Origin of the sequence: Endozoicomonas sp. SCSIO W0465 (genome assembly GCF_023716865.1) — a bacterium.
In the GTDB taxonomy this organism is placed as follows: Bacteria; Pseudomonadota; Gammaproteobacteria; order Pseudomonadales; family Endozoicomonadaceae; genus Endozoicomonas.
On sequence record NZ_CP092417.1, the window covers coordinates 1729408 to 1747207 of the forward strand.

The following is a 17800-nucleotide window of genomic DNA, read 5'->3' on the forward strand; positions in this document are numbered from 1 at the left end:
AACGTACATGAATTTACAGGTATGTTCGCTTGATCAATTAAGCATCTTAAAGTGTTCAAAGCCGAAGCTTTGTTACCGATGCCATCGCACAAGCGCCCACACGAATTGTCTGATATCTTGTTAAAGAACTGATTAAATCGTGGTGATTTAATCGCTGATTCAGCAGTCAGCGCCGATCAGCAAGGCCGCTTATCTTACCGTGACGGCTTTCGTTGTCAAGCATTCGTTTTCCGAAGAAGAAAGAAGCTTTCCAACTCGCTAACGTCGCTCTCAAGCCCTGTCAGCGGAGGCGCATCTTACCGCGCCGGTTTGATTTGTCAACCGATTGTTTTTCATTCAATCCAAACAACCTGTTTTCAAACCGCACTTCCGGGTCAGCGATGAAGGTTTATTCCGCTGATCCCTGACAATCTTTTGTGAGTGCCCTTAGAAGAGCCATGTATTATAAAGAGAAAACGGATGAAGGCAATACTCCATCATTTAATTTTCAGAACAATATACGACAAGTTACCAACAGGCTGACTGTTGCTTTATCGAGTATCCGTCAGTCGCTCAAGAAATGCCCGGTGGAATAGTCTGATTTCCTGATGAAATGCTCTTTTCTCTTCATTCGTCGCTGGCTGAACCGGTCTCAGCCCATTCAGCAGTACAGCAAATATCAAAGGTGCACTATTTTCCGGAAAGGCATAACCCACCATACTGTTTACCCCACTCATGTGGCCAGTTTTCAGCCAGCGACGCTCATCTTCTCGTGAGGCCAGCCAGGGCGCACTCTCCCTCCAGCTTCTCCAACCGGTCTGCAACACTTCAGTAAAGTTATCAGCACTGAGCATGTTATATCGGGACAACCCTGAACCATCCACCAATCTACCCCTGGTCAAGTCAACACCCTCTTCCTTTAACATGGCCAGAACTGCCTCAGTGCCTGAAGAATAAGAGCCCTTTTCACCCTTTACCGATGACCCTATGGTTTTCAGCAGACTATCAGCGTATAGATTGTCTGATTTATCCAGTACTCGCTGTAAAAGATCCGGAACAGGTACGGAATGATGACTGGCCACAAGCCATTTAAAATCACCTTGTGGTTTTTCAATCACAATCCTGCCTTCAAGTTTGATGTTATTCGCCTGCAAAAACGACTCAACAAACCTTGCTGCAGCCCGCTCCGGGTCACGCACTGAAAATGCCATGCGCATTGGTTTGGCATCAGAGGCAATACACCCTTCCAGACGGTACTCATGTTTTGATGATGGCCAAACTTCCTGAACACAACCGTTTGACTCATGGGGCGGGCTTTTTCTAATCGCTACTCGATTATCAATGGAGAGCTGCCATTGTGGCTCATCGTAAACCATCTTTGACAGCTGCCCCTCTTTTCCAGAAGGCACCAGCCAGCCAAAAAAACAGTTACGATCCAGTATCATCGCACTGACTGGCGCGGCAAAGCAGATATTATGGTCATCCCAGCTCGCACCACCGGCCCTTGGGTATCCATCATAGACAGAGCCATCAAGCCAGATAGTGCCCCGTATTACCTTCACCCCCTTATCATTAAGTTTTCCCAGCAATGCAGAAAGATCCGCCCTTGTCAGCGAAGGATCACCTGAAAACCTTAAAACCAGATCTCCGGCATATACCTTCCCTTCTGACAAAGGCTTGTTACTCAATAAGGAGGTTTGGTATCTGTACTCATCGCCCAGCACCCGATAAGCTGAGATGGCAGTGATGGCTTTGACCGTGCTTGCTGGTAGCAGGTTAAAGCTGCTATTCCGGTCAAACAGCACTTTCCCAGTTTCAGCTTCAATGACTTTAATGGAATGAATATGTCCGGGTGGTAATGTGGAGATCAGTCGGTCAAGGTCATCGTCAATGGACGCAACCCCCTGGTTAGCGCCAAAAGTAATAAGGATGCTGGGCAGACATTTTTTCCAGAAGTTCATAAAAAGCTCTGCAACCACTGACAACAATAAAATCACTATGCAATTTAAAGATTCACAGATCAACACACTGGCTCCAAGGCCGACAAACCTTTTTAATGAGAGTACTATTAATGAGAGTACTATAGGGTCTGCAAAAGAAAATCGTTGACCACTTTTTTTATAACAAAAGCTTCACTTAACTCCCATGGTGAAAGCATTTTGCGGGAAATGGCAAGACTTGTGAAAAAACTCAAACTAACAGCGAATCAGCTCATCGCCAAGCAACCAGTGAAGGATTTGGGTTTCAAGTCCACAGAAGAACTGGAAAGTTACGTCGGTATCCTGGGCCAGGAGCGAGCCACCAGTGCGATTCAGTTTGGTGTCGCCATGCACCGCTCGGGCTATAACATCTATGTCATGGGTGAGTCCGGCACCGGTCGGATGTCCTATCTCCGTAAGTACCTTGAGACAGAAGCCAAGAGGCAGAGTTCCTCTGATGACTGGGCCTACGTCAATAACTTTGACAATCCCCGTGAGCCAAAAGCCCTGAAATTGCCCGCAGGTCTGGGCAGCGACCTTCAAAAGGACTTCGAGAGTTTTATTGACAAGCTTCTGATGACCTTTCCAGCGGCCTTTGAAAACCCCACTTATCAGCAAAAGAAAACTGCCATTGAGCGTAGTTTTAATAAACGTTATGACCAGGCCATTGATCAAATTGAACAGGAAGCGCTAAAAAGAGATATCGCCTTATACCGGGACACCGGCGCATTAAGCTTCACGCCCATGTCGGGTGGCAAAGCGATGGATGAAACCGAGTTTGCTCAATTGCCGGATAAAAAGCGGGAAAAGTTCAATAACGATATCAGTGAACTGGAAACGCGACTGAATGAGTCACTGGTTGAACTGCCACAGTGGAAGCGGGAATCCAACGAAAAGCTGCAAGACCTGAATCAGGACACCATAGACCAGGCTCTGGCTCCGCTGCTGAAACCAATACTGAAAAAATACAGCAAAGAACAGAATCTTCTGGATTACCTGGAAGCCGTCAAACAGCATCTGCACCGAACGGTGATTGAATACCTGGCCGATGATCGGGTAATGGAGTCCAAAGAAGATGCCAGCAAACGGTCTGCACTGGAAGAACTCTATTCACCCAATCTTGTGGTTGGCCATAAGAATGATGCGGCGGCACCGGTGATCTATGAGTCTCATCCCAACTACAAGAACCTCTTTGGCCGAATAGAATACGCCAGTGAGATGGGAGCCCTGGTGACCAACTTCCGGCAAATCTGCCCCGGTTCTCTGCACCAGGCCAATGGTGGTTATCTATTGCTGGAAGCCAACAAGCTTCTGGAAGAGCCCTTCGTCTGGGAAGCGTTGAAACGTGCTCTGAAAGAGCGGCAGTTGAAAATTGAATCCCCTTATTCCGAGATGGGCCTGATGAATACCATCACCCTGACTCCGGAAATTATTCCACTGCATGTAAAAGTGATTCTGGTCGGATCCCGGGATATTTATTACATCCTGCAGCAACTTGACCCGGATTTCCACGAGATGTTCCGGGTACTGGTGGACTTTGATGACCAGCTGCCACGCTCCACTGAAACCGTCCGGGCGTTTGCCCAGCTGCTAAAAAATCGTGCGGCTGATGAAAACTATCCGCCACTGTCTGCATCCGCCGTTGCCCGGATGGTGGAGCAAAGCTCCCGGATGACCGAAAATCAGACTCAGCTATCAGCAAAAATCGGTGAACTCTTTGATTTGCTGGCCGAGGCTGACTTTATTCGACGAACCAGTAATGGCCGTAAAATCAACCACGAGCATATCGATCGGGCACTGGATGCCAAAGCTGAGCGTACTGGCCGGGTCAGCAAGCAGATTCTGGATGATATGCTGGAAGGCAGCATCCTGATTGATACTGATGGCGAACAGATTGGCAAGATCAATGGGTTAACGGTGCTCTCCGTGGGTGATGCCTGTTTTGGCTCTCCCGCCCGAATTACGGCCGCGGTTTATCCCGGTAGCCAGGGTATTGTTGACATAGAGCGCGAGGTAGCCTTGGGTCAGGCTATTCACTCGAAGGGAGTCATGATCCTGACCGGTTATCTTGGCAGCCGTTATGCACAAAAATTCCCCCTGGCGATCTCTGCCAGTCTGGCCATGGAGCAGTCTTACGGTTATATCGATGGCGACAGTGCGTCCATGGCAGAGCTATGCTGTCTGCTTTCAGCACTGACCAACACCCCGATCAAACAGTGTTTTGCGGTAACCGGCTCAATGAACCAGCACGGTGAAGTTCAGGCCATTGGTGGCGTAAACGAGAAAATAGAAGGCTTCTTTGATCTCTGTAATGCCAGAGGCCTGACCGGCGAGCAGGGAGTGATTATCCCTCAGGCGAACGTTCGTAACCTGATGCTGCACAGTAAGGTTGTGGATGCGGTGAAAGCCAAGAAGTTTAATGTTTATGCCGTTTCCCACGTTGAAGAAGCACTTGAGCTACTGACCGGCCACCGACCAGGTGTCATGAACAGTAAAGGCAATTACCCAAAAGGCTCCATCAACCAGAAAGTACTGGAACGCCTGAAAGAAATCGCCGAGCTGACCAAGGAAAACCCCAATTAAGTAAATGGGCTGCACTTATACAAAACAGCCAGACTCTTGTCTGGCTGTTTTGTTTTCCGGTTAATTCAGATCAAGGAAATAAGTAGCTAACCATATGAAATCATATATTTCTGGCTACTTAACACGGACCTGGATCGCATTACCGGGGAACTTTATTAAAGAGGTCAGAGTCATAGCATTAATTAAAATTTAGAGCCTGTCGGACTTAATTGACTGTTGCAATAAGTGGTGCGCTCCGGTTCTTTCTTTATGTTAATTTGAGGCCATTGAACCGTAGTTCAACTCAATGAAAAGCGACAAAAATGGCCAAATCCAACTTTAATCGCTCGACGGCGTTTATGAATAGCCAGATCAAGGCAAGCGCTGTTGCTGTCGGTTCAGCGTTAAATCCGACAGATTTTTGGATGAACAGGTGAACAACATGTCGAATCCCTTATTGCCTAATGTTGCTTCCTCATTAACCCCAAACTACCCACCCACTGAGACCCCAGCCGCTTCAGGTCATGCCTTGCCTGAAACTGAACATTACGGGGTACAGTCACTTCCGGATAAGGTCCCTTATTTGCACCGTCAAAAACAAAGCCTTCCCGGTGACCCAACCAGTATCACTGCCAGACAAGTCAGTCGGAGTCGAAGCGAGGCACCCGCTCCAATTGAATTATGGAAGGCGGTTAAGTCGCAAGATATTGTTAAAATCAATACATTAATTAAAACCCATAAAATTAATCCAAATACCGGTTTTGACTCACCAAGTACCGGTTGCTGGACTCCACTGTGCTACGCTGTCTATCATCATTATCGAGAGGTTGTTGCGGCACTCGTGGAAAACGGTGCCAATATCGATAAAATTTACCCCGTACCGCACAGTCCGCATCTGAATGTCAATTTTTCATTTTATGGTGGCAATAATTGGAATGCATTGGGCTTTTGTGCTGCCAGCCAAAATGTAAAAGCCTGCGAATTATTATTGGCGCATAAATCTGAATCGTTATTGGATGTAATGCTCTCTTCGCTTGATTCGGGAAGGTATTGCCAAGAAGTGATTAGTACATTGCTTAAAGCAGGAGCTGACCCAAATGGAGGTATTGCGCCTGAGTCGGATGATTGCACTCCCTTAGCCTGTGCTGCAAGCCGTAACCGTTTTGCCGAGTTAGAGTTGTTACTCGAATACGGTGCTGACCCTAACAGAGGTGCTCCGAAGCCAATTTGCAAGGCAGTGCAATGGGATGGAACAGGGGATAATAGGCTTACCCGCCTGCTGATCAGTAAAGGTGCGACCTTTGAACCCTTTTATGACCATAAGGAACCACCTCAATTTGTTCTTTCTTATAATCATAATCAATGGCAGAGAAACCAGAAAATTCTGCATGAGCTGCGTTCCGTTCAAACAGAACTGTTCCCAAACACCAGGGCAAAATTTGATTAAAACTGTATCACTTTGCGTTGTATAATCGGCCGGTGATGTTTTACCTCAGACGTTTCCAATGCCAGCAGTCTCTTCCCCCAGTACCCACTTCAATGACCGGTTCGGCGGCATTCGCCGCTTATATGGCAACAGTGCCGTTGAAAAACTTCGTCAATCCCATGTCTGCGTCATCGGTATCGGTGGTGTTGGCTCCTGGGCAGCAGAAGCTCTGGCCAGAACGGCGGTGGGTAAAATCACACTGATCGATCTGGATGATATTTGTGTTACGAACATCAATCGTCAGCTGCATGCGCTTACGGACACCATTGGTCGTTCGAAAGTTGAAGTGATTGCCGAGCGCATCACTCAGATAAACCCTGAGTGTGAATGTCAGACTATTGAAGACTTTATTACGGAGGACAACCTTCAGGAACTGATAAACAACGAGTTTGACTATGTGCTGGATGCTATCGACAGCTTCCGGGTTAAGGCGGCACTGATCGCTCACTGCAAACGTAACAAAATCAAAATCATTACTACCGGGGGTGCTGGCGGACAGATGGATCCGACACAGATTCAGATCACCGATCTAACCAAAACCTTGCATAATCCTCTGGCAAGAAAAGTACGTAATCAGCTTCGTGACCGTCATGGCTTCAGCAAAAATTCCAAACGGAAATTTGGTGTGGATTGCGTATTTTCAACAGAGCAGGCAGTTTATCCACAGGCTGACGGCACCATCTGCCAAACCAAACCAATGGGAGAAGGCTCAATGAAGATGGACTGTTCCAGTGGTTTTGGCGCGGCCACCGCAGTGACTGCGACCTTCGGTTTTGTTGCCGCCGCGCGGATTATTGAAAAATTAGCCAAAACCTGACAGAACTTGCCCAAAACTACCTGATAAACCAGTACCCAAATACAAGTCTATTTGGTCATTGTCACTCCAGCCCCCTTAATAAAGCTGATCATGATTCAGCGAGTTTGGGTCAGGTTGTCATATTCTTGCAAAACCTGATTAAGATTAACCTGTTGGTTTCCCTCTGTAATGTTCTGACAACAATCCATAACTCTTGCATATGCAATGGCTATTCTAGCTGTACCAACGCCATGGTACTGGTCGTACCTCCTGGTATCCATAAAATCACCACCGATATTGGCTTTTATTGGCTTACAATCAACGTAGTCAAAATAGAGGGTTGTACTCTCCTTATCCTCCGTTTGCCTTTTAGCAATATGCTCTTTAGCAACGTCGATACTCATCTCTTTGGGCAATTGCATTGTAAATGCTGTCTTTTTGGGCAAAATATCTCCTTTACCTTGCCCATGATCATAAAGGCACTTCAGAAGTAAAGCCTTATCAAGTTTTTCAATGCACACCTTACGACTGCCAAAGGAACTTTCTGAAGCTCCACTATTATCGTTTTTTCCCCCACCTGCAGCCGTAAAAACATTTGCAGAACACTGACTCGTTGTACTTTCAGATGGCAACATGGCACAACTCCTAACTAATGTTCCAAATCAAGGTTCAATTGATTACGCGGTCATAGACTCCTCCCCTTAAATAAAGTTCAGCCTCTATTGTCATGATCCGACCACATCAGCGATAACGATGGGCAATCGCCTGAATCTCTCTGACAATCGCCTTGAGCCCATTGCCCCTGGATGGGCTCAAATGATTGAACAGATCCAACTCACGGAACCACTGGTCAATATCTTCTCTTGCAATCTCATCCGGTGTTCTACCGGAGAATACGGCCAGAACAATAGCGATCAGTCCCCGGATCACTCTCGCGTCGGAGTCAGCAATAAAGTAAAGGCGCATGGTTTCATCATCATAGTGGTAATGCAGCCAGACACTACTTTCACAACCATGCAGTCGAGCATCATCGCTTCTCCATTCACCCGACAGCACAGGCAGCTCTTTGCCCAGCAACATGATCTGCCGATAGCGTTCCTGCCAGCCTGAAAGCCCATTCAACCGGTTTGCTATCGCGACAAGTTCCGGAGCCTGCTGACAAAAGATCTCTGGCAAACCGTTTACCTCATTGATCATTGCCTGAGCATTGCCCGATACGCCGCCTCTATTGTTTTTCATCTCTGGGTGAGCATCATACACTGGCGAGTGATGGAGCTTCTCCATGGCAACAACAAAAGCATTGGCCTCATCTACGGTGTTGTAGAGGGCAAAAGAGGCTCTGACAGTGCCATTGAGATTCAGACTCTCCATCAAAGGCATGGTGCAATGATGGCCGGTTCTAACGGCTATTCCCTGTTGATCAAGCATTAGCCCGATATCCTGATTATGAAGTTCACTGGAGACAAATGACACTACGGGCGCTTTCTGCTCTGCCTGTCCAATCAAACGGATGCCGTTTATTCGGGATAATCCTTCCTCCACCAGCGTGCGCAGCTGACATTCATGAGCATGCAGGGCGGCAAAATCGATACCTGCCAAAAACTCCAACGCTTTGCCTAACCCGATAGCACCAACAATATTGGGGGTTCCTGCTTCAAATTTGAAAGGCAGGTGGTTAAAGCGAGTGCCTGAAAAACTGACACGCTCAATCATCTCGCCACCACCCTGCCAGGGCGGCATGTTTTCCAACAACTCCCGTCGTCCGTACAAAACACCTATTCCCGTGGGGCCATAGACTTTATGTCCGGAAAACACATAAAAGTCGGCTCCCAACGCTTGAACATCGACCTTCTGGTGGGCAACAGCCTGAGAACCATCCACCAAAACCAGAGCACCGACACGATGGGCAAGCGCAATAAGTTCTTTAACAGGTAAAATCGTACCAATGGCATTGGATGTATGAGCGATGGCCACCAGCCTGGTTTTCTCCGACAGCAATTGCTGGAAGTGTTGCCTATCCAGATTGCCAGCCTCATCCAGCTCTACAACCCTGATGATAGCTCCGGTTACTTCAGCCAGCAGTTGCCAGGGAACGATATTGGCATGATGCTCAAGGCGACTCAGGATAATCTCATCGCCAGACGTTAACTGGCTCCGCCCCCAGCTGTTGGCCACCAGATTGATGGCTTCAGTCGCTCCCCGGGTCCAGATAATCTCTTGTGCAAAGCGGGCATTAAGAAAGTGGCGGGTGGTTTCTCTGGCTGCTTCAAAAGCGTGAGTCGTGCAGCCGCTCAGGAAGTGCGATGCCCGATGCACATTAGCATTCTGCTCTCGATAATACCGGTCAACCGACTCAATAACCGACACCGGTTTCTGTGTGGTTGCCGCATTATCAAGATATACCAGTGATTGACCGTGCACTGTCCGCGACAGCAATGGAAACTGTTGCCGGATATTATCAAGATCCGGAAAAGTGGATACAGCGTTGGCCTGGCCTTTCATAGTGACCTTCATGATAAGCATGCCCCTGAAATCAGCAGGTCATTTTAAAGGGCAGATAAACTGAGGCAATACCGTATTTAGATATCCCACTAAGTATTTATAATACGAGTCATGAACATCAATCATTACTTCAGGCATTCATTGGCTGATTAACGCTTCAGGCTCTGGTGACATACCAACAAATAAACCTGCCGATTCGAACATTCAAATGATTGTCAGCACTACCCAGTATGGAATATCAGGACTTTTTTGCGGAATGATTGGAACAATCAGAACATTAACTCTGGGGCTTCTCGCTATATTGAACAGCTGCCTTGTTTCAGCTGATGATTCAGCCAGTAGAGAATCAGGATCTCTTTATAAGGAGGTCATTGGCATACCGTTTCTTTTCAGTTCTGAAGACTGGGGCAAGGCGTTTGGTGGAGCGGGTGTGGTAAAAGGTCTGATACAGCCTCAGATGACACTGTTCGGAACCGTGATTGGCTCAAGCAATGGCACCAAAATGGGCTATCTGGGCCTTTATAACGTTATGGTTCCCGGCCTCGACCATTGGCAGATGGATTTCAGTGTGCTGGAATCCAGCCTGACTGAAACCAGTTACTTCCTGCCCGGTAACCCGAACTACCCCGATGAGCAACCAGGGAGTCATGATTCCAGTCTTGAGAATTCAATCCGCGCCGGAGGACGTGAGCGACATTATCAGGCTAGCTTCCAGTACACCCTCCCGATCGGTGATGGTCAGGACGGTGCGCTTGCGGCCATGGCGAAAAAAACCAGAGGCTATGAAAGCAGCAGAACCCACTGGAATCCATTAACCACCGGAATCACCTCTCTGGAGCTGCAACCCTATTACCAGAGTCAACGACTTGATGAGTTCCAGCCGGGCAATGAAGCCGATAAGTCCGTGGGCATCCGGCTGACTCTGGAGTATGACAATCGTAACTCCCGCCATTTGCCCACCCGTGGCAGTCGGGCATCCTTCACTTATACCCGGGACTGGGGCAGTGAAGACCGGCCGGACTGGTCCACAGCTGAGTTTGAATTCAGCAAATTTTTCAGTCTGGGCAGCAACGACCTGATGAGCCAGCAGGTGCTGGCCTTGAATGCGTGGGTAGCCGATACGCCAACATGGAACGATACCACAACCATTAATGGCGCAGACGTTTTCCGACGCCCCCCTTCTTTTGCGGGCATAAACCTCGGTGGCTGGAACAAACTGCGCGGATATAGGTCTGACCGCTTTTATGGCCGTTCAGCCGTTTCCTACAACATCGAATATCGCATGATGCCCAAGTGGCAACCACTGGAGGACATGCCAATTATTGGTCCACTCTATGATATGCCCTGGTGGCAATGGACCCTGTTCATGGATGCAGGGCGAGTTGCGGATGACTTCGACGCGCAAGCGTTGCATCAGGACATGAAAACCAGCGTTGGTGGCGGCATCCGGTTCCGGGTTGAGGGCATTGTCGTCAGAACCGAAATTGCCAGTGGTGATGAAGAGACTTTTTTCCGGGTCTTCGTGAACCAGCCCTTTTAACCGGTCTGGGTCACGGTTTGGTTAGCAACATCTTTCTGGCACTGCACATAATGCTGTGCTATAAAACTCTGTACTAACTATTTAATTAAATCTTACCAACAAATCGTGGCAAACAAATGATGTCTTCAGCCCTTAGCCAATCAGTCATTCTCAACGTAGCGATTATTATCGCTGCGGGTGGCTTTGTGGACTGAAGAAACAGCTTCGACAAAACCCCCGCACTGCAAGGTCCGGGGGTTTTTTTATGCCTGATGAAGGAGAAAAGTCATGCTCAACCTGATCGCCCTGAATGTCATTACCCTGCCTGTCATACTATCTGAAGTCATTACCCTCAACAGCTGGCAGCCAGGGGGTAACCGATATGAATGGTGCTGAAGCAATCGTACAAACCCTGATTCACCAAGGTGTTGAGACCGTTTTTGGTTATCCCGGTGGTACCATTATGCCGGTGTATGACGCTCTTCTTGACTCCCCTGTTGAGCATCTTCTCTGCCGCCATGAACAAGGTGCCGGTTTCTCCGCTATCGGGTATGCCCGCTCAAGCCACCGAACCGGTGTCTGTATTGCCACCTCCGGCCCCGGTGCAACAAACCTGATCACTGCACTGGCGGATGCCATGATGGATTCCGTCCCCATTGTTGCCATTACCGGCCAGGTACCCACTAATGCTATGGGTACCGATGCCTTTCAGGAGATCGATATCCTGGGGCTTTCCATGGCCTGCACCAAGCACAGTTTTCTGGTCACCGAACCAGACATGCTCTGCCAAACCCTTCATCAGGCATTCACTCTGGCGAATTCCGGACGACCGGGGCCTGTCCTCGTGGATATTCCCAAAGATATACAACAGGCTCCCGCCAGCTGGCACCCGCCGCTTGACCTGGTTGAGAATGGTTACCACCCTGACAAAACCGACCATGAAAACCTTCATCAAGCTCTGGAGCTCATGCGATCAGCATCCCGTCCCATTGCCTATATCGGTGGTGGTGTGAATATGGCTCACGCTACGGAAGCGTTACGTTATTTTCTGCAAACGACTGGCCTGCCCAGTGTCTGCACGTTAAAAGGGCTGGGTACTGTCAGCCCCGATAACGATGGTTATCTTGGCATGCTGGGCATGCATGGCAACCGGGCAGCAAACACCGCAGTACAACAGTGTGACTTATTAATGGTTGTGGGTGCGCGCTTCGATGACCGGGTGACCGGACAACTGGACACCTTTGCCCCGGATGCGAAGGTTATTCACATCGACATTGACCCTGCAGAAGTCCACAAACGCAGAGCTGCCAATGTCGTTTTTCATCAGCCCATGCAGTGGGTACTGACAGAACTGTCGATCGCATTGCCCGTCAAGGAGTGGCTTGGCCACTGTCAGCGACTGAAAACAGAACATCAATGGCAATACGACAAACCGGGTACCGATATTTATGCACCACATCTGCTCAACCAGTTATCCCGGCAGTTGCCTGATAATGCCATCATCAGCTGCGATGTCGGGCAGCATCAAATGTGGGTTGCCCAGCATATGGCCTTTCACCACACCCGTAACCATTTGACCAGTGCCGGTCTCGGTACCATGGGCTTTGGTCTGCCTGCGGCCATCGGTGCAGCCATGGCACGGCCAAAAGACACCGTCATTCTGGTATCCGGTGATGGTTCATTCATGATGAATGTTCAGGAACTGAACACCATAAGAAGAAGACAGCTGCCGATCAAAATAGTACTGCTGGATAACCAGAAGCTGGGCATGGTTCGCCAGTGGCAGGAACTATTTTATCAAGGTCGTTACAGCGAAACCGACCTTTGTGATAATCCCGACTTTATTACCCTGGCTAATGCCTTCGGTATCGGTGGCAGAACCATAACCACTCGCGATGAAGTGAATTCAGCCCTGGATGAGATGTTGAAGGTGAACGGTCCATGGCTGCTTCACGTGCGTATCGATGCCATGGAAAACGTATGGCCCCTGGTGCCGCCGGGAGCCGCTAACCACGAAATGTTGGAGCAACGCTCATGAGTTTCCAGTTACATCTGCAATGCCAACAACAGCCAGACGTTGTAGAACGGGTACTCAGAGTCATCAGGCACCGGGGGTTCACTCTTAACAGCATGAGCATGGCACCATCAAACTGCGGTGAGAAAATTGAATTATCCATGACCGTCTCCAGCCGTCGGCCGGCACATCTGCTCATTACCCAGGTTGAGAAGCTCCATGATGTGGTCGCATTAAGATGTGTTGATGTAGCGTCAAATACTGCTGCCACCGGCTATTGATTCACCCGGCCAGCCTTACACGGCCCGGCCGGTAACCGTCATATCTTTTCACTATGGATTTGTTTGTAGAGCGTTGAGGGATATAGAAACCATTTGACGTTTACTATATTCCTTTTGCCGACAAAGCGACGCTGTCACGTTTATAAAAACAAGACAGGCACATTAGTATTGACACCAGTACAAAAAAACCAAAAGGTAGCCGCGAACTGCTTCCGGCTTGAAAGGTAAAATCGACAATGTTCATAATTAAAGGAGGCTCTATTTTGATTACGAACTGCTCTACAGTGAAAACTGACTGTAGGTCACGAAAAACAAGGATTGAGCAACATTACCGGACAATATGCTGACAACCTTTGTAGATAAAGGGCTTCAGCAATGTTCAACCCAGTAGCAGTCTGAAATCCTACAAGAGCCTTAAAGGAAATAATACAATAGCCGTATAGTTCATCGACATAACCATAGCCAGTGTTAGATTAGCCTGACGAACGTTGGAGAACGATGACGTCTTATCGTATATAAACGGCTGGATAACGCCGTAACTGAAACCAACGATAAATATTCCCAAGGCCGTCAGGGCAGGATGACGAGTTGCCGTGATCATTATCAGTCCCAGGGCAATACTCCCAAAACATATGGCCGTAGTGTAATTGGATAAATGATCAACCAGCTCTTTAACAACAAGTCCCGGCAGCATCATGGCAAGGAAAAAGAGAGATAACATCCACCCTGCCCAGACGCTGGATAAATGATACCCCTGAATTAAAAAAGGGACATTAAATGGGATAATCAAAACAATAGTGGTTGCCAGAAAATAAAGCAGCATGACGCAGGCCAGCGGTTTTTTCTGAATGGGTTTGGGATCATGCTTTATTGACTCTTCGGATAAATGATCGATAGCTTTCTTTCCAACTCCCGGTGATGATTTTGCAAACTTCTGGACATAACGCCTGGTTAAAAAATAAGACAGGGCAATGGCAACACCAGGTAACAGATAAATAATAAAAGGATAGTGCCAGTTAATCCCGGCCAGCCATCCGGTCAGGGCTGTCGCTAAAACCAGCGTCAAATTAGTGATGAAAGAGCTGATACCAAACTGGCGGATTCGATACTTTCCGGCAAAAAAATCATTGATCAGGCTAGTAGACAGGGGAATAACAATGCCTGCACCAACCCCCAGCAACAGACTGATGTACAACAGTGCATGAATACTCTCAGCAAAGAAATAGAGTACGCTGCTGACCATAAAGATCATCAGGCCGGTTATCAGAATCAACAGCTTGTTCCCGGACACTGCCAGCTTTCCGGACAGTAGGACAAAAGGGATGATCAACATTGAAGGCAATGATGTCAGCATCTGGATTTCTGTTTTGGATACGCTGGTAAAGATGGTATCCAGTTGCCCGATAATGGGGGAAACCGCCAGCCCGGGCAGCGAGGTAATAGCTGAAACAGACCATATTGCCAGCAAAGTCATGGGCGATATACTGCCCCGGCCAGTAGGAATTGTCTTCACACGGGGCAACCCCCAGAGATAAAGAAATGCGGGATTAAAAACGAGAAGTGATCGCCCGGAATGCTGTCAGGGAATAGACTGACTATTCATGACCAGGCTCCTGGCAATGTACCCGAAAACCAGCTCATCACAAAATTTGCTAAGTATAGAACTGATACTCGACTGTGGAGTGCCTAAAGTACCACAGTCTATCTGCAAGCTAGCGAATAACCGGCCAGTAACAACCATCCCTGACCATAAGGTTCGAGATGGTTGATAAGATGGTTGACGAGATAGCCACCATGCTCACGTCCGATCGTTGATCACTGCATTGTGCCTGTCTATTTCCTTTAGTTTGAGACGGAAGCGGTTGATGATGAACTCTCTGAACCAGCGATGTGCCCGGTTATGCTCCCAATACTCCGGCCAAACGGCGTAGTATTTGACCCTGGGCAGTTTAACCGGCAGGGTTTTCATCTTCATATTCTGTACATAGGTATTGGAACGAGCCGCTTTCTCCATAGTAATCAGAAGATGACAGGTGTCCTTTACCAGCTGCAAACCGATGGGCAGGTTGGGTGTTTTGGCAACGACACGGATATTTGCACTGAGACTTTCCAGGTAATCCCTGATGAAATGGGGGCTTCCCATCCATGAAGAGTGGCGAATCACCGAATACTGCTCAAGATCTTCAACAGCAATCTCCTGATCCACGAGAGGGTGATCCTCATGCACCAGGGCACAGATCCCATCTTCCATTAATGGTGCATAACTGAATCCGGCTGGCGGCTTTCCTACATACCCAAGCACCAGGTCGACCTGGCCAGCCTCCAGCTTTTTATCCAGCTGCGGTAACTATTCAGCACTGAGCAAAGGCATATTACAGTAATTCCGAACAGCTCTATGAAGTGATTGATATATGTCCATTCCCTGTTTTCTGGCAGACGACAAATAGCTGCGAATCCGTGCAAACATAGAACCACCGTCTGCACTCCTGAAGCAGCCTGAGATTTTCTGCTTTAACTTGGCCATTCGAACATCCCGCTCACTGCCATTGTTATCGAAGGGAATGGTAAAATCTGACATGAAGCGCAGTGTCTCAGCCTTGAACTCAGTGAGTCGTTTGAAGAGATTGTAAGCTTTAGTATTCTTGACTTTCTTGCGCTTAAGCTCCTCTCGTTGCTTCTCCATATAGACGACTTCTTTCATTAGAGCCCGCTGAAGCAACCGGTCATAAATCTTCTCGATTCGTTCACAGACAACACTTGGCATCTGTAGCATACCTATGGTCTTAAAGCCCTTGCAGTAATGCCAGGAAAGCCTCAGTAGCTTCATCAATCGCAACGCCAGTTGATTGCTGTCCCTATCAACAACACCCAAAAGCTCCCTCAGGTGATGGGCATTGCAAAGTACGTGAGTTGCCGCATATGCAAAATAGGATTTCCAATGATCATGAACCAGAACGCCTGCAAATGTTAGCAGTATGCCCATCGTGTCCATGGCCTCACGACCTCGCTTTTCAGACAAGTAGTAGAGCGTCCATTGTTCATCCCGCATAACGTGTAGCCAGTGCAAAGAGCCCTCGGCCCGCATACCCGTTTCATCGGCTCCGGCAACAGACGATTCCCGCAAGGCGTCACGAATAACCTCTTCAGTAGAAGCCAGATTTTCATAGGTTCTGGCCACAAAATTGGCGACAGTGCCTGCACTTACACTCATTTTATAGAGAGTATTAAAATACTCTGACACGCGCTTAAAAGGCAGGAAATGGTATTGGTTAAGATAGACGGCCATAGCCTGTGTGGCTGAGCCATATTGTGCGGCAGCGGTAACACCTTCCGGGAATTCAGCCTGATTCCGACAACCACAAGTGCAGATTTTTACTTCAGCTCTATGGGCCGTTACTTCAAATTCACCCGGTCTCCCTGGTTCAAACACCTGTCGTTCAATATATTTGACCGGCTCACTATCAAGAAGAGACGCCTGACATTTATTGCATTCTTTAACCGGAAGGTACTCAATATAGTCAGGGATATCGACCTGTTTAAGACAAGTGCCCTGATGCCCTTTCTTTCCACCGGCTTTATTACCAGAAGACTGTCTCAGACTTTTAGGATTGGGTTTTTCATCCGATGGATCGGTACCTTTATCTGCGGAAAGGTCGTCAGAATGATCTGGAGAATTACTGTTTTTACAAGGTTTTTGATAACCATCAGACGATGGCGGCTTGCTGCTGTTTTGACTGTTCTTGCCAACCTTTTCTTCCAATTCTCGACATCGCTCTTCCAGACAGGCAACTCTCATCCGCAGCTCTGCATTCTCTTTCAAGAGAATCTCAGCCGACATAGTTGCGGGTAGTTCTGGAATCATGCTGGCGAATATTGTGGAAAAATGGTGCTTAAGAGGATGGTATAAAAATCAGAAAATTCCAGATTTATGTGGGGGTGCTGAACAGTTACCAGCTGCGGGCTGAACTGTAACAACTCAAAGTTAAAATGAGGTGCCTGCTTCCAGAACTGGTGAAGAATCTGTGGCATTATCTGTTCAAGAACAATGTACGTCCCGGCAATAGTAAAATTTTTTTCGGTAATCCAGGGATCAAACTGCTGGTTCTCAAATATGGTGCTGGCTTCAGTCACCACACGGTTCACATCATCTTTCAACGCCAGTGCTTTTTCAGAGAGGAATATACGATTGCCCTGCCTGACCAGAATCGGATCATTCAAGGCTTCCCGCAGTTGCGCCAGCGTCCGGCTCATGGCGGACTGGGTAACATGCATCTGCTTCGCAGCCAGGGAGACACTTTGTGTATCGAGTAACGCCTTAAGGCCTGGCAAAAGGTTCAGGTTAAGTCTGTACAAGTTCATATTTTTGTAACAAGCGCCCCAACGGTTGAAAGCACCATCTAAACAACAGAGCCTGATAAATCAGCTCAAAGAGAAATAAAACAGCTGGCTGATAAAGGCTCAGGCAATCCCATAGTGAGACTATAGTCATATCACTTCAACTTCATCCGTATTAATCCCTATACATTCATCGTTAATCAGGTACACTGGAAACAGGAATCAGAGTGAGAGGACATTCTCAATCAGACAGTTGACCACTACACCCTGCGTATCAGGCGATGCCTGAATGCTCATTTGAAGTACTGGTTTCATGGCTAATTGAGAGCGCACCCTGCCTCTGGTGA

General features: G+C 48.0%; 12 protein-coding genes and 1 pseudogene. 6 read left to right on the forward strand and 7 right to left on the reverse strand.

Going from position 1 to position 17800, the window contains the following annotated elements; genetic code table 11:
• Window positions 1-530 precede the first annotated feature (530 nt).
• On the reverse strand, window positions 531-1940 hold the full coding sequence (dacB, locus tag MJO57_RS07365) for a D-alanyl-D-alanine carboxypeptidase/D-alanyl-D-alanine-endopeptidase (RefSeq protein ID WP_252024130.1): 1410 nt from the start codon (window positions 1938-1940) through the stop codon (window positions 531-533).
• Between the two features lie 207 nt (window positions 1941-2147).
• Here dacB and MJO57_RS07370 point away from each other — a divergent pair, with 207 nt between their 5' ends.
• The 3 genes from MJO57_RS07370 (at window position 2148) to tcdA (ending at window position 6823) form a co-directional block, all read left to right on the forward strand.
• The gene (locus MJO57_RS07370; RefSeq protein ID WP_252024132.1) at window positions 2148-4541 is read left to right on the forward strand and encodes a Lon protease family protein; all 2394 of its coding nucleotides are present in this window, start codon (window positions 2148-2150) and stop codon (window positions 4539-4541) included.
• Between the two features lie 400 nt (window positions 4542-4941).
• Window positions 4942-5967: an ankyrin repeat domain-containing protein gene (locus MJO57_RS07375; RefSeq protein WP_252024134.1), complete on the forward strand. Its 1026-nt coding sequence runs from the start codon at window positions 4942-4944 to the stop codon at window positions 5965-5967.
• A 58-nt stretch (window positions 5968-6025) separates the two neighbouring features.
• Window positions 6026-6823: a tRNA cyclic N6-threonylcarbamoyladenosine(37) synthase TcdA gene (gene tcdA, locus MJO57_RS07380; protein WP_252024136.1), complete on the forward strand. Its 798-nt coding sequence runs from the start codon at window positions 6026-6028 to the stop codon at window positions 6821-6823.
• Window positions 6824-6918: 95 nt separating this feature from the next.
• On the opposite strand, the gene MJO57_RS07385 is transcribed toward tcdA, so the two are convergent.
• Both MJO57_RS07385 and MJO57_RS07390 read right to left on the reverse strand, forming a co-directional pair.
• Window positions 6919-7437, reverse strand: coding sequence for a hypothetical protein (locus MJO57_RS07385; protein WP_252024138.1), 519 nt, complete (start codon window positions 7435-7437; stop codon window positions 6919-6921).
• A 106-nt stretch (window positions 7438-7543) separates the two neighbouring features.
• The gene (locus MJO57_RS07390) at window positions 7544-9316 is read right to left on the reverse strand and encodes a SufS family cysteine desulfurase (RefSeq protein WP_252024140.1); all 1773 of its coding nucleotides are present in this window, start codon (window positions 9314-9316) and stop codon (window positions 7544-7546) included.
• A gap of 196 nt (window positions 9317-9512) precedes the next feature.
• Here MJO57_RS07390 and MJO57_RS07395 point away from each other — a divergent pair, with 196 nt between their 5' ends.
• From MJO57_RS07395 to ilvM, 3 genes are all read left to right on the forward strand, one after another.
• The gene (locus MJO57_RS07395) at window positions 9513-10844 is read left to right on the forward strand and encodes a BamA/TamA family outer membrane protein (RefSeq protein ID WP_252024142.1); all 1332 of its coding nucleotides are present in this window, start codon (window positions 9513-9515) and stop codon (window positions 10842-10844) included.
• A 361-nt stretch (window positions 10845-11205) separates the two neighbouring features.
• Window positions 11206-12861: an acetolactate synthase 2 catalytic subunit gene (ilvG, locus tag MJO57_RS07400; RefSeq protein WP_252024144.1), complete on the forward strand. Its 1656-nt coding sequence runs from the start codon at window positions 11206-11208 to the stop codon at window positions 12859-12861.
• Window positions 12858-13118, forward strand: coding sequence for an acetolactate synthase 2 small subunit (gene ilvM, locus MJO57_RS33175; protein ID WP_371924795.1), 261 nt, complete (start codon window positions 12858-12860; stop codon window positions 13116-13118). The genes ilvG and ilvM overlap by 4 nt, the downstream gene beginning before the upstream one ends.
• Before the next feature lie 403 nt (window positions 13119-13521).
• Here the strand turns inward: ilvM and MJO57_RS07405 are convergent, their stop codons facing one another.
• From MJO57_RS07405 to MJO57_RS33180, 4 genes and pseudogenes are all read right to left on the reverse strand, one after another.
• Window positions 13522-14592, reverse strand: a complete 1071-nt coding sequence (locus MJO57_RS07405; protein WP_252024146.1) for an MFS transporter — start codon at window positions 14590-14592, stop codon at window positions 13522-13524.
• 324 nt (window positions 14593-14916) lie between these two features.
• Complete coding sequence (locus MJO57_RS07410; RefSeq protein WP_371924869.1) at window positions 14917-15456, reverse strand: LysR substrate-binding domain-containing protein; 540 nt, start codon at window positions 15454-15456, stop codon at window positions 14917-14919.
• A gap of 9 nt (window positions 15457-15465) precedes the next feature.
• Window positions 15466-16980: an IS66 family transposase gene (locus tag MJO57_RS07415; protein WP_252017330.1), complete on the reverse strand. Its 1515-nt coding sequence runs from the start codon at window positions 16978-16980 to the stop codon at window positions 15466-15468.
• Between the two features lie 362 nt (window positions 16981-17342).
• Window positions 17343-17477 (reverse strand): annotated as a pseudogene (locus MJO57_RS33180) (LysR family transcriptional regulator); the annotation flags it as partial.
• Window positions 17478-17800 lie beyond the last annotated feature (323 nt).